Genomic DNA, 17,378 nt, shown 5'->3' on the forward strand with positions numbered 1-17,378 from the left:
CGTTGCGTCAGCGCGCCGACAGGCGCAGCGCGGCACAGGCGACGACGCCGTTGTCGTCCACCGAGGAGACGAGGGCGACGGCGCCGTCGGGTACCTCCGGCTGCTCGGCGACGGCCAGCAGCGTTCCGATCTGGAAGGCCGCGGAGGCCGCCGCGGTGTCCCCGACGGTGCTCATGGCCGGGGCCCGGTCGAGCACCCGCGCGCCGAAGCGGGCGGTGAGCACCTCGCGTTCGCGGGTGCCGGCGGACCCGGCGAGGCCGGATGCGGAGACCGCCCACACGTCCTCGCGGTCCACTCCGCCGCGCCGCAGCACGCCGTCGATGCAGGCGGCGAGCGCCTCCCCGGGATCGTCGTCGAAGTACACCCGCGACTGGACGGCCAGCACCTCGGCCAGGGCGCGGTCCGCCGCGTCCGCCGGACCGGCCGCCTCCAGCATGAACATGGCGCATCCCTCGCCCAGCAGGGCGTCCTTCGCGTCCTCGCCGCGCCGGTGGTGCTCCAGCCAGGCGCGGGCGCTGGAGAACTCCTCGGCGGCGCCGTAGAGCACCGTGCGGGCACGGCCGGAGCCGAGCAGCCCGGCGGCGTAGCTCAGCGCGGACAGCCCCGCGACGCGGCCACCGGCGATCGTGGTGTTCGGGCCCTTGAGGCTGTGCCAGATGGCGCACTGGCCGGCGGCGCAGTTCATCACCGCGTTCGGCATCAGCGAGGGGTCGACGTAGAACGGCTTGTCGCCCTCCAGCGAGGCGCGGGTGAAGTCCATCATGCTCTGCGCGCTGCCGGTGGTGGTGCCCAGCACCAGGGCGGTCTCCTCGTCGGAGGCCGTGCGCCGGTCCCCGGAGTCGCGCAGCAGGTCGCGGACGGCGGTGACGGCCAGTCCGGTCACCCGGTCCATGGAGCGGGTGCCCTTCTTGCCCAGCACCTCGCGCAGTTCGAATCCGGGGATCAGACAGGCGTGGCTGTCCGGGGCCGCCCACTTCCCGGAGTCCAGCGGGGCGGAGGTGTCCTGTCCGGCCAGTACGCCGGCCACGAAGCTGTCCTTGCCGATGCCGTACGGCGACACCGCGGACCACGCGGTGATCACCGGCCGGGTCGCGGTCGCCGGCGCGCTCGCCGAAGGGGTCATGGTCGCATTCCGTTCTGCTCGGTGGTGCTCGATGTCCTGGGAAGGCCGGTGGGGCCGCTCAGACGGCGGCCGGCTGGACGCCCGCCGCCGCCGGCGGGCGCAGCACCAGCGTGGCGACGCCGTCGTCGGAGTCGGTGCCCGCCACCAGCCACATCGGTCCGTCGGCGCCCGCGTCGAGCGCGCCGACCGCCGCCGCGCACTGCACGACGCCGAGCGCACCGGACAACTCGCCCCACACCGAGGCGAGGTCGTGCACGGGCAGTCCCTTCGCCAGGGCCGGGGCGGCGGCCGCGGACGCGTACCAGGCGGCCGGCTCGGCCTCGACCTCGGCGAGTTCGGCGACGGTGCCGGCCACGTCCAGTCCCCTGGTGTGCGCGCCGATCACGGCGCGGACGGTGGCGCCCCGGGCCTCGGCGGCCTCGGCGCGCTCCAGCACCACGGCGGCGGCGCCGTCCGCCAGCGGGCCGCCGACGAGGCCGCGCGCGATCTCGTTGTCCGGTTCGACGCCCACCACGACGACGTGGTCGGCGCGGCCCGAGCGCAGCAGGGCGGCGCCCCAGCGGATCGCGTCGAGCCCGGAGGCGGGTCCGTTGCACAGCATCAGGTTGGGGCCCTTGAGCCCCCACCGGATGGCGATCTCGGAAGCGATGATGTTGCTGGAGGCGTTGGGGGTGTCCATGGGGCTGACGCCGTGGGTGCCCTCGTCGGCGATGGTCCTCACCACGCGGCAGACGGTGTCGACGTTGCCCAGGTTGGAGCTGACCAGCACGGCCGTGCGGGTGCCGTCGACGGTGAGTCCGCCGTCGACGAGCAGTCCGGCGTCGGTCAGCACGCGCTGGGCGGCGCACAGTCCGAGCTGGGTGGCGCGGTCCTTGTAGCGCAGGCCCTTCTTGCCCAGCACGGCGGCCGGTTCGACGGTGCCCTCCGGGCCCCGGGCCGTGGCCAGGGCGGCGGCGGAGTCGGCTCCCGGCAGGGCGACGCCGACTCCGGTGACGGTCATCATCATGATCCCTCGACAATCGCTACGGCGTTGACCCCGCCGAACCCGAATCCGTGCACCTGCGCCAGCGCCACCTCGTGCTTGGCCTCCTGGCCGCGCACCAGGCGCAGACCGGCCGCCTCCTCGATGGGCTGCTCCAGGTTGACCAGCGGGGGCACCTTGCCGGTGGCCATCACCTGCAGGGTGGTGACGAGGCTCAGCAGGCCCGCCGAGCCGCTGGTGTGGCCGGTCATCGGCTTGATGCCGGTCAGCACCGGGCGGCCGGCGGCCTCGCCGAACACCTCCCCGTAGGCGGTGATCTCGACCAGGTCGTTGAGCGGGGTACCGGTGCCGTGCAGCAGCACCAGGTCGATGTCCTCGGGACGGGTGCCCGCCAGCCGGTGCGCCTGCCGCATCGCCTCGGCGACCTGGACCGGGTCGGGGGCGGTGGGGTGCTTGGCGTCGCAGGTCATGCCGACGCCGCGCAGCCTGCCCCACAGCCGGCCGCCCGGCCAGCGCACGTCCTCCCCGCGCAGGACGACGGCCGCCGCGCCGTCGCCGAGGATGGTGCCCCGGCGGTTGACGTCGAGGGTGCGCAGCGCGGTCGGCGGGTTGGGCTGGACCCGGTCGGCCAGTCCGTGCATGGATTCGGTGATCGAGTCGACGCCCGCCACGATGACGGTGTCCGCCTCGCCCAGCGCCAGCAGGTCGGCACCGAGCGCGAGGGTGTACAGGGAGGCGGAGCAGGCGTTGGAGACGGTGAGGGTGTCGGCGGTGCCGAACCGTTCCCGCAGCGCGGTGCCGAAGTGCAGCCGGTCGGCGCCGAACGGCGCTCCGTCCCGCCACCACAGCTCGGCCGAGCGCAGCTCGCGCAGCCCGGTGCCGACGAGCACGGGGACGCCGGACAGGTCGTCACCGAGACCGGCGTCCGCGGCGGCCTGGCCGACGGCGTCCAGCAGGAACCCGGTGGCCCGCAGGGTGCGGTCGACGCCCTGCTCCGGCCGGTCGTCGATCTCGAACAGCTGCTTGCCGTTGTAGCGTTCGCCGTCGAATCCGCGCACCGGGCCGAGTCCGCCGCGGCCGGCGCAGAGGCTGGCGAAGATCTCGTCGGCGTCCCGGCCGACGCTGGCGACGGCGCCGACGCCGATGATGGGCATCCTCATCGGACACCGTCCTGGTACTTGCCGAGGACCACGATGGCGTTGTTGCCGCCGAAGGCGAGACCGTTGTTCTGCACGATCCTCAGGTCCGCCTCGACCGACTGGTTGGGCACGCAGTCGATCTCGCACTCGGGGTCGGTCTCGCGGTGGTTGATGGTCGGCGGGATGAAGCGGTGGTGGATCGACAGGGCACACGCGATGGCGGCCAGCGCGCTCGCGGCTCCCATGGTGTGTCCGAGCATGGACTTCAGGGAGACGGTGCGCGGCACGGTCTCGCCGTACACGTCGTGGATCGCCCGCGACTCGGTCACGTCGTTGGCCTTGGTGCCGGTGCCGTGGGCGGAGATCAGGTCGACCTCCTCCGCCTTGACGCCGGCGTTCTCCAGGGCGATCTCCATGCAGCGGGCGACGCTGGACTGGTTGGGGGCGACCTGGTGGTAGGCGTCGCAGTTCAGGCCGTAGCCGAGCACCTCGGCGTAGATGCGGGCGCCGCGGGCCCGGGCGGAAGCCAGGCTCTCCAGCATCAGGACGCCGGCGCCCTCACCGGTGAGGATGCCCTTGCGGTCGACGTCGAAGGGGCGGCACACGTCCGGGGCGATGGTGCCGAGCCGGTAGAAACCGGTGAAGGTCTTGCGGCACATGGCGTCGGCGCCGCCGCACAGGGCGTAGTCGGCCTCGCCGCTGCGGATGGCGTCGAAGCCCTGGCCGATCGCGTAGTTGCCGGCCGAGCAGGCGGTGGCGATGGTCACCGCCTCGACGTTGGACAGGCCCAGTTCCTGGGCGGCCGCGACGGAGAGGCGGTTGGGGTAGACGCGGCGGGCCACGGTGGGGTCCATGGCGGCCGGACCCGAGGCGACCTCGGTACCGACCAGGTGGTCGAGTTCGTAGGACTCCCCGTCGGTGGTGCCGATGGAGATCATGCCGCGCCGGGCGCGCAGGTCGTCCAGGTCGACGCCGGCGGCCTCCACGGCCATGCGGGCGGCGGCCACGGAGAACTGGGTGGCGCGGCCCAGGGTTTCGACGGGCAGGTTGTGGATCCACCGTTCCGGTTCGGCACCGGTGATCTCGCACCCGTTGGCGTGGGCGAAGCCCTCGGTGTCGAACAGGGTGATCGGCTTGGCGCCGCTGCGGCCGGCCCGCAGCCCTTCGGCGAACTCATCGGCGCCCACACCGATGCTGGAGAACACGCCGAACCCGGTCAGCACCACCCGGGTGGCCGCGTCGTCACGCGTCGCGTCGGAAACGTTCACTGACATCAATCTCCCTCGGTACGGCGTGGTCGCCTTGGATGAGGACGGGGGCCGGGGAGGCCGCCGGGCCGCGGAGGGCGGGCGGGGTGCCGCCCGCCCTCCGGTCGCCCGGCTTCCCGTGGTTACTTCTGGGCCGCGACGGCCTCGCCGACCACGGCGTAGACGCCGTCGAGGTTGACCATGCGCTCCAGCTCGGACTGCTCGATGGTGACCTTGAACTCCTTCTCCAGGCCCGCGAGGATCTCGATGGCGCGCAGCGAGTCGGCGCCGTGGTCCTCCTTGAAGAGGCTGCTGCCGGTCACCTCGTCCTCTTCCAGCTCCAGGACGTCGCAGACGATCTCCTTGATGCGGGCCTGGCTGTCGGTGTCGATGGCCGTGGTCATGTGATTCCCTCTGTTCTTCCGATGGTTCGGTGTGCTGGGTCGGTTGGTCCTGGCGGCCGGTGGCCGAGGCCGGAAGGGGCCGCACGTTTCTCGGGTGCGGACGCGTTCGCGTCCCGCGCGGGGTGTCCGCGGGTCGGGCGCGGGGTGCGTCCGGGTCGGGCGCGGGTGCGCGTGGTCAGGGGGCCGGCCGGCGCGTGGTCACTCGCGGGCGCCGGCGAGGCGGGTGGGCGGGAGCCGGAAGGGCCGGGGGCCGGTGGCGCGCCGGGCGGCGCCGCGGCAGACCTCCCTGGGGTCCCAGCCCTCGGGCCGTTCGGGCAGCAGGTCCGGGTCGCCGTACACGGTCCCGGCGCGGGCGGCGGCGAGCAGCGGCTCGCCGAGGATGTCGGCGGCGCAGCCGATCCCGCCGAGCATGACGCCCGCGATGCCGTTGCCGGCCTGGGTGCTGGCGCCGACGACGTGCAGGCCCTTGACGGCGGTCGCGGTGCCGGGGCGGGAGGTCCCGCCCCACTCCGCCATGCCGAAGGGGGTGCCGCCGGTGGAGAGCGTGTACCGCTCGTGGGTGAGCGGGGTGGCGGCCTCCAGGTGGGTGATGTGCGGACGCAGCGGCCCGAGGGCCTTCTCGGCGGCGTTCAGCGTGGCCTCGGTGAGTTCGCGCTTGCGCCGCAGATAGACCGGGTTGCGGCGGTAGTCGCCGCCGCCGGCCGGTCCCTCGTCGACGCCCCACCAGGCGTAGTCCGGCGGGCACAGCGTCATCACCTGGAGGTTGGCGTGGCCCGGCGGGCACAGCTCGCGGTTGCCGGGGTCCTTGAGCGAGGCGAAGGAGCAGAAGAGGAAGGGGACTTCACCCGTCTCGCCGCCGCTCACCCGCTCGAAGTAGCCGTCGATGTCGTCGGTGTCGTACCACCACAGGTTGGCGTTGGGCCGGTCCCGCAGGTCGGTGTCGAGGCCGAGGTAGAGCACCAGCCACGGCATGCCCATCTTCGCCCGCCGGGTGCGGGTGACGACCGACTTCTGGAAGTGTTCGGCGCCGACCAGCTCGAGCACGGTCCGCGGGTAGTCCGCGTTGGACACCACCAGGCCCGCGGTGACGGTCTCGCCGCTCTCCAGGTGGACGCCGGTGACCTCGCGGTCCTCGACGAGGATGCGGGCCACCCTGCTGCGGGTCCGGACCTGTCCCCCGTGGGCCTCGATCACCTCGACCAGGCCCGCGGCGAGCACCTGTCCGCCGCCGGCCGGGTAGTAGGCGCCGCGCAGGTAGTGGTCGGTGACGCTGGTGTGCCGCGCCACCGTGGCCTGCTTCGGGGTGAGCCCGTAGTTGGGGGCCTGGGCGGCGAGCACGGTGCGGGCCCGCGCCGACAGTCCGCAGTGCCGGAACAGGTCGTCCAGCGTCCGCCTGCCCCACTGCCGGATGGTGGCGGTGCGGGCGGCGATGTCCTGGGGTGCCCATCCGTGCGCCTCGAACAGCGCGGCGCGCTGCTCCTCGCCGAGCGCCGAGCAGACGTCGACGAACGTGTTCAGGCCGTCCGCCTCCTCGGGCATGGCGGCGGTGAGGCGCTGCCGGTACGCCTGCCATCCGGCGGGCATGTCGACGGACACGCCCGGCACCCGGATCAGGTCGAAGCCGTCCTGGTCCATCTCCAGGAAGTCCACCCGGTCACCGAGTCCGACGCCGGACAGGATGCTCGGGATGACTCCGCCGGGTGCGCAGTCGCCCAGGTAGTGGACGCCCACGTCGAACTCGTAGGCGCGGCGTCGCCGGAACACGTGGCTGTTGCCGCCCACGATCGAGAACTGCTCCAGTACCAGGACGCGCTTGCCCGAGGCGGCCAGGTACGCGGCGGCGGTGAGGCCGCCGAGACCGGCGCCGACCACCACGGCATCCCAGTCGGTGCCGCGCCCGCTGCCGTGCGCGTCGCTGTCCACAGTCGTCTCCTCGTCATGTGCCGTGGGGTGGGGTGCCCCGGCCGCCGCACCGGCCGGGGCGTCTGGGGAGCGTCGCTCCGGGGTCAGCCGCAGCCGCCGGCGTGGCCCTGGTCGCCGCCGGCCGCCAGCAGGTCGGCGTGGGTCGCCGGGTCGGGGACCTCGGCGGCCCCGGCGGGCCGAGCTCCGGCCTTCTCCTCGCCGAGGACGGCCCGGACGAAGGGCGCGACCCGGTCCACGCCCCAGAACTTGTCCCGGCCGTGGATGAAGAACGGCACGCCGAACAGGCCGTCGTGGGCGGACTCGGCGAGCAGGGCGGCGCCCCGCTTGCGCAGGTCGGGGTCCTGGGCCGCGGTGGAGAGCCGCCGGGCGTCCAGGCCGAGCCCGTCCGCGATGCCGGCGATCACCTCCGGGTCGGAGATGTTCTTGCCGTCCTGCCAGCGCGCCTGGTAGGCGGCGGCCACGAACTCCTTGCCGCGGCCCTCGTCGTCGGCGGCGATCCACGCCAGGTGGGCCACCTCCCAGCAGGGGTCGCGGTCGATGGGCCAGCTGATGTCGGTCAGCCCGCGCTCGGTGGCGAGCCGGCGGGTGTCCTGCAGGATGTAGAAGTTCTTCGCCCGGCTCATGGCGACGATGGGCAGGGTGACGCCCTCGTCGGCCAGCAGCCGTGCGGTCTCCTCGTCCGGCTCCCAGAACGGCAGCCAGTCGACGGCGTCGAGCACCTCGGGGTGGGAGTGCATCAGGTCGCGGTAGGCGAACCAGGAGTAGGGGCTGCGCAGGGAGAAGTACCAGCGCGGCCGGCGACGGGAAGCCATGGGGATCCTCCGGGCTGTCGGTTCGGGGTCACTCGCCGCGCAGGGCGCGCAGGACCTCGTCGTCGAAGACGGCCATCTGCCATTCGGAGTCCGGCGTCTCCTTGTGGCAGTAGCCGTGGGTGATCTCGCCGGTGGCGGTCTTGACGAGCTCGCCGTCCCGCACGACGTAGAAGTCCATGCGGGAGGTGTAGAGCATGTCCTTGAAGACGGACTCCACGGTGTAGACCGTGTACAGGTCCTCTTCCATGATCGCCTCGTCGGTGAAGCGCAGCTTGTTCTGCGTCACCACGGGGATCCAGCCGCGCTCGTCGAGCAGCCGCTTGATGCTGATGCCGCGGGAGGCGACGAAGAGGTGCTTGGCCTCCTCCATCTGGCGCAGGTAGCCCGACATCTGCATGCGCTCGGTGAAGTGGCAGTAGTAGTAGGGGATGCGCCACTTCCAGCCGATCGCGTTGTCGTCGCCGATGATCTCGGCGAGCACCGGGTCGGTCGTGGCGTCCTCGCCGCGGTGGAAGGCGCCGTACAGGTCGTCGGACGGAGTGGAGGCCAGCTCGGTGGACACCGCGGTGGCGAGCCGGTCGACCACGAAGCGCTCCAGCTCCGCGGGGAGCGGCGCGGGATCGGCGATGTTGGTGTCACGGCGCAGCAGTACGCGGAACTTGGAGGTGACGGCCTTCTTGGGGGCACCGTCGCGCTCCACGATGGCGGCCACCGCGAACACCATCTCGCGGTCGGTGTCCTTGGTCTTCGGGGTGACCTCGACGGTCACGTCGTCGTCCAGGGTGAGCACGGTGTGCAGCCGGGTGTCGACGCCGACCACGTCGAAGTTGACGCCGTGCACCAGGTACAGCTCGGTGGCGCCGAGGCCGACGGCCCGGAAGTGGTCGAGCACCGCCGCTTCGAGCAGGTAGTTGTCGCACTTGAAACCGATCGCGGTGTTGATGTTGCCGCCCTCGTAGGAGGGGCGCATCGTCACCGAACTCGGCTCCGTCAGCAGCTTTTTGATGTCGACATCGGTCAGGGTGGCCATCGATGTACTCCCGTACTCAGTTGACCGCCGCCGGGGGGCGCCCCGCCGGCAACGTGGTGAGGAATTGCTGGACAGCGAGCGAGAAGAGCTCTGGGCGCTCGGCCATCGGTGTGTGCGCGCAGCCGTCGATGCGGTCGATCGAGGCGTTGCCGAGCCGGGCCGCGAGGTCCGTGCCCTCGGCCGGTGGCGCGATCGGGTCCCGGTCGCCGATGACGACGTGGACGGGCAGGTCCACCAGGTGGACGGGCAGGAAGGGGGTGCGCAGATAGGCGTGCAGGTAGCGGACCACCCAGTGCGGGCCGAGCAGTTCGCAGGAGCGTTCGGCCATCTCGGCCCGCAGGTCCGCGGCCATCGGCTTGCGCGACCGGGCCGTGATGCCGTCCTCCGCGCCGAGCCTCAGCAGGTCGAGGAACCGGGGCAGTTCGCCCCAGGTGAAGTCCTCCGGCCGCTGCCGGTGGAACGGCGAGACCAGGACGGCGCCCTGGACACCGAGTTCCCCGCGCGGATCCCGGCCGGCCGCCGCCAGCTCGGCGAGCAGGGTGAGCAGCAGGACCGACGCGTAGGAGTGCGCGATCACCACGTCCACACCGCCGGGGACCCGCCGTACCGCCTCGGTGATCCAGGCGGTGTCGTCCCGCTCGGGCACCGCGAAGGTGCCGCCCGCCCGCCAGGGCAGGCCGGCGGTCCACAGTTCCAGGTCCGGCGGCCGGTGCGCGACGAAGGCGTCCCAGCAGCTCTCGCTGCTGCCGAGGCCGTGCAGCAGCAGCGCACGCCGGCCGGCTTCACCGGACGCGGACCGCTGCCGGAGCACGAGCGGCTCGGCATCGCCTTGTCGAAGCACCGGACATCCCTTTCCGAGGAAATGCGGGCAGCGGAGGATGTCGCCGGGCAGTGGAATTCATTCCGCCCGGCGGACTTCCGCCACGCTAACAACCGTTTCCGGGCCGCCAGACGGACGGCCGGTGATTTTGCAGCGATATGCAATCCGCTGCGGGGGCACGCTTTTCCGGCGCGCCGCACACTCAAATCATCCAGGAATTATGGCCCGTTGAAAGGGCCGTTTCAGCAAGCTGCGACTACAGATCCTTCCAGGCGGCGACGACGTCGTCCGCCCCGCCCCGCGCCGCCAGCGACCGCCGGGCCGCCACCAGGGCCTTCGGCCAGTTGACGGTCAGTACGGCGGCCAGGCGCGCACCGTTGCGGTAGGCGACGGCGAACCGGCGCCGCTCTCCCCCGGCCCGCACCACGGTGACCTCGTCGTCCGGGCCGGGCCGGCCGAGCAGGGTGATCTTGCCTCCGTACTGGTCGGACCAGACGAAGAACTCGTTGCGGTACGGCGCCGGTCGCGCCCCGGTGATGCTCCGGGCCACGGCCTCGGCCTGTTCCACGGCGCTGGTCCAGTGCTCCACGCGCACGTGCCGCCCCAGGAGCGGGTCGCGCCAGCGGGCGACGTCCCCGAGGGCGTACACCGTGCGGGCGGCGTCGGCCGCGCCGTACGCGTCGCACAGGACGCCGCCGTCGGCGTGCAGCGGGATGCCGGAGCCGGCCAGCCAGCCGGTGTTCGGGCGGACGCCGATGCCGACCACGACGGCGTCGGCGGGCAGGACGCGGCCGTCGGTGAGGGCCACGCCGGTGACCGAGGGCTCGCCGACGAGCGAGGCCACCGAGGTGCCGGTCAGCAGCCGGACGCCGTTGTCGGCGTGCAGCAGGGCGAGTTCGGCGGCCACCTCCTCGCCCAGCAGTGCGGACAGCGGTGCGGGCAGGGCCTCCACCACGGTCACCCCGATGCCGCGGGCGCGGGCCGTCGAGGCGACCTCGGCGCCGATGAAACCGCCGCCGACGACGACCAGCCGGCCGTGGCCGGTGCCGCCGACGCGGTCGAGGTCGGCCCGCAGGCCGTGGCAGTCCGCGAGGGTGCGCAGCGTGTGCACGCCCCGGCGCGGCATGCCGGGCAGCGGGCGGGGGGCGGCACCGCAGGCCAGCACCAGCCGGTCGTAGCCGAGCCGGGTGCCGTCGTCGAGGCGCAACGTGCGTCCGGCCGCGTCCAGTTCGGCGGCGGCGGCGACACGGCGGGCGGCGTCCCACTGGGCGGGGTCGCCGAGCGAGGCGCGTCCGGCGTCCCAGTCACCGGCGAGGATCTGCTTGGACAGGGGCGGACGGTCGTACGGGGCGTCCGGGTCGGGGTCGACCAGGGTGATCCCGCCGGTGTGGCCGGCCTTCCGCAGCCCCGCCGCGAGGCGGCTGCCGCCGACCGAGGCGCCGACGATCACCACATGGCCGGGGGACTCCACACGGTCGGCGGTCACGACACCGCTCCCTCGGCCACGGTGTCGGGGGCGTGGCCGGCCAGGGCGCGCGGGGTGCGCAGTTCCAGCACGTCCCGCAGCCCGAACGTCCAGCCCTCCTTGCGGGCCTTGTTGGCCAGCCGGGCGGCGCGGAGGCTGTTCCCGCCCCGGTCGAAGAAGTCGTCGTCGAGGTAGGCCGCGGGCAGGCCGAGGACCTCGGCGAACAGGGCGCACAGCCGTGCCTCGGCCGCGGTCCCGGGCGCGGCGCCGGTGGGCGCCGCCTCGGCCGGCGGTTCGGGGAGCGCGTCCTTGTCGAGCTTGCCGTTGGAGGTCAGGGGCAGTTCACCGACCACGACGAGGGCCGCCGGGACCATGTAGGGGGGCAGCACGCGGGCGACGGCCTCGCGCAGTTCCGCCGGGTCGGGGGCCGCGCCGTCCTCGGGGACCACGTAGCCCGCCAGGTACGGGTCGCCCGAGCGGTCCTCGCGGGCGATCACGGCCGCCTGCCGCACCCCGGGCCGGGCGGCCACCACCGAGGTGACCTCGCCGAGTTCGATGCGGTAGCCGCGGATCTTGACCTGGTCGTCCGTGCGGCCCAGGTACTCCAGGAGTCCGTCGGGCCGCATCCGCGCGATGTCGCCGGTGCGGTACATCCGTCCGCCGCCGGGCGCGGCCACGAACCGCTCCGCGGTCAGCGCGGGCCGGCCCAGGTAGCCGCGCGCGACCTGGCCGCCCGCGATGTACAGCTCGCCCTCGGTGCCGGGCGGGACCGGGTTCAGCCGCTCGTCCAGGACGTGCAGCCCGGTGCCCGGGGTCGGGCGGCCGATGGGGGTGGCGCCGGGCTCGACCGGGTCGTCGGGCCCGATGGAGAAGACGCAGCAGCCGACGGTCGCCTCGGTCGGGCCGTACTCGTTGACCACGGTCGCGCCCGGGTGGGTCTTCCGCCACCGCTCGACGACGTCACCGATCAGCATCTCGCCGCCGACGACCAGTTCCCCGGCCGGTGACAGGCTGCTCGGCAGCGCGGTCAGCAGCGGCAGGTGCGACGGGGTGGCCTTGACGAAGCCGGGCCGCCCGGGAGCCGTACCGGGCTCCGGCTCGCGGTCCAGCGATCCGACGCGCACCCGGCCGCCCAGCAGCAGCGGCCCGTACAGCGCGGTGACCGTGAGGTCGAACGCCACCGGGGAGTGCAGCAGCGCGCTCTCGGCCAGGCCCGGGTAGGCGGCGCAGGCGAAGTCCAGGTAGCGCAGGAGGGTGTCGTGCTGCACCGTCACGCCCTTGGGGCGGCCGGTGGAGCCGGAGGTGTAGATGACGTAGGCCAGGTTCCGCGCGGTGAGCGGGGCCGGCCGGTCGGCGTCGGTGGGGTCGTGGCCGGGGCCGCCGGCCGCCTCGGCGGCGGCGACCACGGCGGGGACCGGCAGGAGCCGCGGGCCGTCCTCGGCCCCCGCCGCGTCGTCCGCTACGAGCAGCAGCTCCATGCCGGTGTCCTCGACGATGTACGCCAGGCGTCCGGCGGGGCAGTCGCTGTCGACCGGTACGTAGGCCGCACCGGCCTTGAGCACGCCGAGCAGGGCCACCAGCAGGTCGGCGGACCGGGGGAGCCGGACCCCGACCACGTCCTCCGGGCCGATGCCGCGGCCCAGCAGATGGTGCGCGAGCAGGTTCGCCCGGCGGTTGAGCCCGGCGTAGTCCAGCTCCCGGCCGCCGTCGTGGACGGCGACGGCGTGCGGGGTGCGCGCCACCTGTGCCTGGAAGAGTTCGGGGAGGGACGGTTCAGCCATCATGTCTTCCTCTTGCGTCACTTGCGCTGCTTGCCTCACGTGCGGCTCCTGCCGCCATGTCGTCCCGGCTCACCCGGCGTCCCCCGCGGCCAGTTGGCGGATCGTCGGACGCAGGTACAGGTCGCGCATGGCCACCGTGCGGTCGCCGCGCCGGCGCAGGGCCGCGCCCACGCGCATCGCGAGCAGCGAATTGCCGCCCAGGTCGAAGAAGTTGTCGTCAGGACCGACCGGCACGCCGAGCACCTCCCGCCAGACGTCGAGCAGCACCTGCTCGAAGGTGTCACCGGCGGGTGTCCCGGCCGGCCCGGACGGGGTGGCGCGGGGGGCGGCGACGGCAGGGGCGGGGGCGGGGGTGAGGGCCGCCGGAGCGGGCGCCGGCAGCCGGCGGGTGTCGAGCTTGCCGTTGGTGGTGAGCGGCATCCGCTCGAGCGCGGTGACCGTCGACGGCACCATGTACTCGGGCAGGAACCGGCCGGCGCGCTGCCGCACGGAGGCGGTGTCGTCGCCCTCCATCACCACGTACGCGTCGAGCTGGGCGGTCGCCGCGTCGTCCGGGACGGCCCGGTTGAGCACCACGGCCGCCGCGGTCACCCGCGGATCGTCCAGCAGCACCGAGCGGATCTCGTCCAGTTCGATGCGGAAGCCGCGCAGCTTGACCTGGCTGTCCAGCCGGCCCAGGTGCTCCAGCCGGCCGTCGGGCAGCAGCCGGCCCTTGTCGCCGCTGCGGTACAGCCGCTCGCCGGTGCGCGCGTCGGTCAGGAACCGCTGCGCGGTCAGTTCGGGCTGGTTCAGGTAGTGGGCGGCGACGCCCGCGCCGCCGACGTAGATCTCTCCGGCGACCCCCGCGGGCAGCGGCCGGCCCTCGGGGTCGGCGACCCGGAGCCACCAGCCGGGCAGCGCGTGCCCGACCGACCTGGACCCGGCGAGCGCCTCGGCCCGGGTGACGGTCTGCGCGGTCACGTGCACCGTGGTCTCGGTGATGCCGTACATGTTGACCACCCGGCACGCGGTCTCCGGGTGCCGGTCGAACCAGGGCAGGAGCATCCGCGGGTCGAGTCCCTCACCGCCGAAGACGACCAGCCGTACCGGGGCGGGGTCCGCGCCGTCCCGCTCGACCTCCACCAGGTGGGCGAAGGCCGACGGGGTCTGGCTGAGCACCGTGACCCGTTCCTCGCGCAGCAGCCGGTGGAAGTCCTCCGGGGAACGCGACACCCAGTAGGGCACGACGACCAGCCGGCCCCCGGTGAGCAGACAGCCCCAGATCTCCCACACCGAGAAGTCGAACGCGCTGGAGTGGAAGAGCGTCCAGGTGTCGTCCTCGCCCAGCGCGAAGTCGTCGGTGGTGGCGGCCATCAGGCCGAGGACGTTGACGTGCGGGATGACGCAGCCCTTGGGGCGGCCGGTGGAGCCGGAGGTGTAGATGACGTACGCGGGGTCGTCCGCGCCGGTGTCCGACGGCGGGGGGCCGTCGCACTCCTCGGGGGCGTGCTCCGCGAGCGCGGCCGGGGACAGGACCCGGGCCGTGTCCCCGCCGGGGAAGCCGTCGCGGTCGGTGAGGACCGTGGTGAGTCCGGCGTCGGAGGTCGTGTAGGCCAGCCGGTCCTCGGGGTGGGCGGGGTCCATCGGCACGTAGGTGGCGCCCGCCTTGAGGACCGCGAGCAGGGTGACGACCAGCTCGGCGGAGCGCTCCAGGCACACCCCGACCCGGTCCCGGCCGGACACGCCCAGGGCGCGCAGGGCGTGCGCGAGCCGGTCGGCGCGGCGGTCGAGTTCGCCGTAGGTCAGCCGGGTGTCCTCGAAGCACACGGCGACGGCGTCCGGCCGGGCGGCGGCGACCGCGGCGATCGCGGTGTCGATCCGCCGCGGTGCGAAGGACGGCAGCGGTGCGGACCGCCGGTGCGCGGCCAGGCGCTCGGCGTCCTCCTCGTCCCAGGGGCGCACGTCGGCGACGAGGGTGTCCGGCGCCTCGGCGAGCGTGCGGTGCGCCCGGCTCACGTGCCGCAGGAGCCGGTCGGCGATGCCGGCGGACAGCGTGCGGGTGGAGTGCTCGCAGCGCAGCACCCGCGCGCCGGAGGCGTCACGGGCCACGGTGACGGTCACCGGGAAGGGCGGCAGCTGGAACGGCCGGTACTCGGCGAGGACCGCGCCGGGCAGGCCGGCGGCCGGGTCCCGGTCGGCGACGACCAGTCCCACGGTGGCCTCCGCCGGCCCGGCCTGCGCCGCACCGGCGGCGAGGCCGTCGCGGAGTTCCTTGTCTGCGGTGCCGAGGGTGCGCCCGCCGTCCGCCGCGACCGGTACCGGGGTGATCCGCTCGGCGGACGTGCCGGTTGCGGGCAGGAGCATCGCGAGCGCGGGCCGGCCGACGCCCTCGTAGCAGGCGAGGACGACGCCGAGGGCGGTGGCCCAGCTCTCGGCGTCCGCCTCCGGATGGTCCGCGGGCAGGGGCAGGACGCGGGTCACGGGGGTGTCCGGGCCGTGCGGCCGGCCGAGTCCCCAGTCCGGCCGCGCGGACGGCTCCCGCGGGCGGACGGCGTCGGGCGCGCACCCGGCGGCCGCGGGCCTGTCCGCGGTGGAGGCGAAGTCGCCCGGCTCCCCCAGCAGCCGGGCGGTGAACGCGTGCAGGGCGGCCGTGTCCAGGGCGGCCCGGTGGGCCACCACGATCAGGTCGGTGACGCCGTCGGCGTAGTGCAGCAGCACCGCCCGTACCGGGGCGTCCCGGTGGGCGGGCAGCGGGCGGGCGAGTTCGCGGGCCCGCCACCGCTCGGCGGCGGGCGCGTCGGAGCCGCACGGCACCCGCTCGGTCCACAGCCGTGCGGCGCCGGTGGAGGCGGCCGCCGGGCCGGTGGCGGCCGTCCCCGGCAGCGCGGCGGCCAGGGCGGCGAACCGCGCGGCCGGCGCGTCCGGTCCGTCCGCCGGCGGTGCGGCGGCGAGGCGCACGCGCAGCGCGTGGCACGCCGCGCCGGCCGGGGCGGCGGGCCGCTCGGGCGTGAGCGGTGCGACGGCGGCGGCGTCCTGTTCAGAGATCGACACGACTGGTCCCCTAGGCATGGTTGTGATGGCTCAGCGGGTGGTGAAGCCGCCGTCGACGGTCAGCACGGAGCCGGTCACCTGCCGGGACTCGTCGGAGGCCAGGTAGAGCGCGGCCCCCGCCACGTCCTCCGGCTCGATCAGCGCGTTCATCGGCTGCGACTGGACGAAGGTCTGCTCGTGCTCGCCGACCGGCAGCTCCAGCGACCTGGCGATCTCGGTGAGCATCCGGCCCTCGGCCCCGCTGTCGTCCCGGATCGATCCCGGGCACAGGGCGTTGACGCGGACCTTGAGCGGGGCGTAGTCCAGGGCGGTGGCCCTGGTCAGCCCGATCAGGCCGTGTTTGGAGGCGGTGTATCCGGCGAAGTGGCGGTAGCCCACCAGACCGGCGGTGGAGGCGACGTTGACGATGCTGCCGGAGCGCCGGGCGACCATGTGCGGGCCGACCAGCGAGATCATGCGCCAGGCGCCGGACAGGTTGACGTCGATCATCACCTGCCACTCGTCCTCGGTGATCTCGTGCGTCGTGCGGCCCGACGGCGCGACGATGCCCGCGTTGTTGACGAGGACGTCGATGGCGCCGAACCGGTCGAGCGTCTCGTCGACCGCCCGGCGCAGGGCGGCGCCGTCGCGGATGTCGGCGGCGGCCGTGAGCACGGCGGAGCCCTGCTCACGGCAGAGCCGCGCGGTGTGGTCCAGCTGGCTGACGGTGCCCAGCGGGTAGGGCACGCCGTCGACGTCGCCGCACACGTCGAGCAGGGCGAGGTCGGCGCCCTCCCGGCTGAACGCCAGCGCGCAGGCGCGGCCGACACCGCGCGCGGCTCCCGTCACGAGGACGGTCTTTCCTTGCAGGCGCACCAAGACTCCTTACACGTTGTGAGCAAACGGGGTGGACGGATCCGCCGGGCCCGTCGCGCCGGTTCAGGCGGGGCAGACGTCCGCGAGTACGTCCATCAGGCCTTCGGGGTTGTCGACCAGGTACATGTGGCCGCCCTCGACCTCCACGAACCGGAAGTCCCTGCTGGTGGCCTTGGACCACTCCATGGCCTGCTCGGTGGTCACCAGGGTGTCGGTGGTGCCGCGCACCGAGACGATCGGCACGGGCAGCGGCTCCGGGGAGGAGGGCACGTAGCTCTCGTGCATCTCCACGTCGGCGCGGAGCGTGGGCAGCAGCAGCTCCCGCATCTCCGGGTCCTCCAGGGCGTCGTGCCGGTAGCCGGCGAACTCCTTGACCCGGTCCAGGAACTCGTCGTCGCCGAGCCCGCTCGCCCCGTTCTCGCGCCGGGTCCACGGTCCGGGCGAGCCGCTGACCACGAGGGCGGCCAGCTCGACGCCGTCGGTCGCGGCCAGCCGGTGGGCGATCTCGTACGACAGCACCGCGCCCAGGCTGTGGCCGAACAGGACGACCGGGCCGGCGCCCCTGACCCGCTCCAGCACCTCGGGCAGCAGCCCGTCGGCGGCCACGACCGCGTCCTGGTACGGCTCCTCCGCGAAGCGCTGCTCGCGGCCGGGGAGCTGGACGGCCGCGAGGTCGAACCGGCCCCGGCCGAGCGGCACCCAGGGGCGGAAGACCGAGGCGCCGGCCCCGGCGAACGGCACGCAGAGCACGACCGTCTTCGACATGG

14 protein-coding genes are annotated in these 17,378 nt (G+C 74.1%); all 14 read right to left on the bottom strand.

Going from position 1 to position 17,378, the window contains the following annotated elements:
* Positions 1-7: 7 nt before the first annotated feature.
* The gene (locus tag ACF07S_RS13720) at positions 8-1,123 is read right to left on the bottom strand and encodes a beta-ketoacyl synthase N-terminal-like domain-containing protein (RefSeq protein WP_391965320.1); all 1,116 of its coding nucleotides are present in this window, start codon (positions 1,121-1,123) and stop codon (positions 8-10) included.
* A 58-nt stretch (positions 1,124-1,181) separates the two neighbouring features.
* Positions 1,182-2,123, bottom strand: coding sequence for a beta-ketoacyl synthase N-terminal-like domain-containing protein (locus tag ACF07S_RS13725; protein ID WP_391965321.1), 942 nt, complete (start codon positions 2,121-2,123; stop codon positions 1,182-1,184).
* A 2-nt stretch (positions 2,124-2,125) separates the two neighbouring features.
* A complete protein-coding gene (locus ACF07S_RS13730) occupies positions 2,126-3,265 on the bottom strand; it encodes a beta-ketoacyl-[acyl-carrier-protein] synthase family protein (RefSeq protein ID WP_391965322.1) in 1,140 nt (379 codons plus the stop codon).
* Positions 3,262-4,518, bottom strand: coding sequence for a beta-ketoacyl-[acyl-carrier-protein] synthase family protein (locus ACF07S_RS13735; protein ID WP_391965323.1), 1,257 nt, complete (start codon positions 4,516-4,518; stop codon positions 3,262-3,264). Before ACF07S_RS13735 ends, ACF07S_RS13730 begins: the two co-directional genes overlap by 4 nt.
* A gap of 116 nt (positions 4,519-4,634) precedes the next feature.
* A complete protein-coding gene (locus ACF07S_RS13740) occupies positions 4,635-4,895 on the bottom strand; it encodes an acyl carrier protein (RefSeq protein ID WP_391965324.1) in 261 nt (86 codons plus the stop codon).
* A gap of 198 nt (positions 4,896-5,093) precedes the next feature.
* Complete coding sequence (locus ACF07S_RS13745; protein WP_391965325.1) at positions 5,094-6,818, bottom strand: phytoene desaturase family protein; 1,725 nt, start codon at positions 6,816-6,818, stop codon at positions 5,094-5,096.
* An 83-nt stretch (positions 6,819-6,901) separates the two neighbouring features.
* On the bottom strand, positions 6,902-7,630 hold the full coding sequence (locus ACF07S_RS13750; RefSeq protein ID WP_391965326.1) for a 2-hydroxychromene-2-carboxylate isomerase: 729 nt from the start codon (positions 7,628-7,630) through the stop codon (positions 6,902-6,904).
* 28 nt (positions 7,631-7,658) lie between these two features.
* Positions 7,659-8,660, bottom strand: a complete 1,002-nt coding sequence (locus ACF07S_RS13755; RefSeq protein ID WP_391965327.1) for a thioesterase family protein — start codon at positions 8,658-8,660, stop codon at positions 7,659-7,661.
* A 16-nt stretch (positions 8,661-8,676) separates the two neighbouring features.
* Positions 8,677-9,501 carry an alpha/beta fold hydrolase gene (locus tag ACF07S_RS13760; RefSeq protein WP_391974226.1) on the bottom strand — a complete coding sequence of 275 codons (825 nt, stop codon included), beginning with the start codon at positions 9,499-9,501 and terminating at the stop codon, positions 8,677-8,679.
* A 235-nt stretch (positions 9,502-9,736) separates the two neighbouring features.
* Positions 9,737-10,966: an NAD(P)/FAD-dependent oxidoreductase gene (locus tag ACF07S_RS13765; RefSeq protein ID WP_391974227.1), complete on the bottom strand. Its 1,230-nt coding sequence runs from the start codon at positions 10,964-10,966 to the stop codon at positions 9,737-9,739.
* Entirely contained in the window at positions 10,963-12,726 is a 1,764-nt protein-coding gene (locus tag ACF07S_RS13770) for a non-ribosomal peptide synthetase (protein ID WP_391974228.1), read from the bottom strand. Before ACF07S_RS13770 ends, ACF07S_RS13765 begins: the two co-directional genes overlap by 4 nt.
* A 69-nt stretch (positions 12,727-12,795) precedes the next feature.
* Positions 12,796-15,756, bottom strand: coding sequence for a non-ribosomal peptide synthetase (locus ACF07S_RS13775; RefSeq protein WP_391974229.1), 2,961 nt, complete (start codon positions 15,754-15,756; stop codon positions 12,796-12,798).
* 30 nt (positions 15,757-15,786) lie between these two features.
* A complete protein-coding gene (locus tag ACF07S_RS13780) occupies positions 15,787-16,611 on the bottom strand; it encodes a mycofactocin-coupled SDR family oxidoreductase (protein WP_391965332.1) in 825 nt (274 codons plus the stop codon).
* Positions 16,612-16,674: 63 nt separating this feature from the next.
* On the bottom strand, positions 16,675-17,376 hold the full coding sequence (locus ACF07S_RS13785) for a thioesterase II family protein (protein WP_391965333.1): 702 nt from the start codon (positions 17,374-17,376) through the stop codon (positions 16,675-16,677).
* Positions 17,377-17,378: the final 2 nt, after the last annotated feature.

The sequence above is a fragment of the Streptomyces sp. NPDC016640 genome (assembly GCF_043076215.1).
GTDB lineage: Bacteria > Actinomycetota > Actinomycetes > Streptomycetales > Streptomycetaceae > Streptomyces.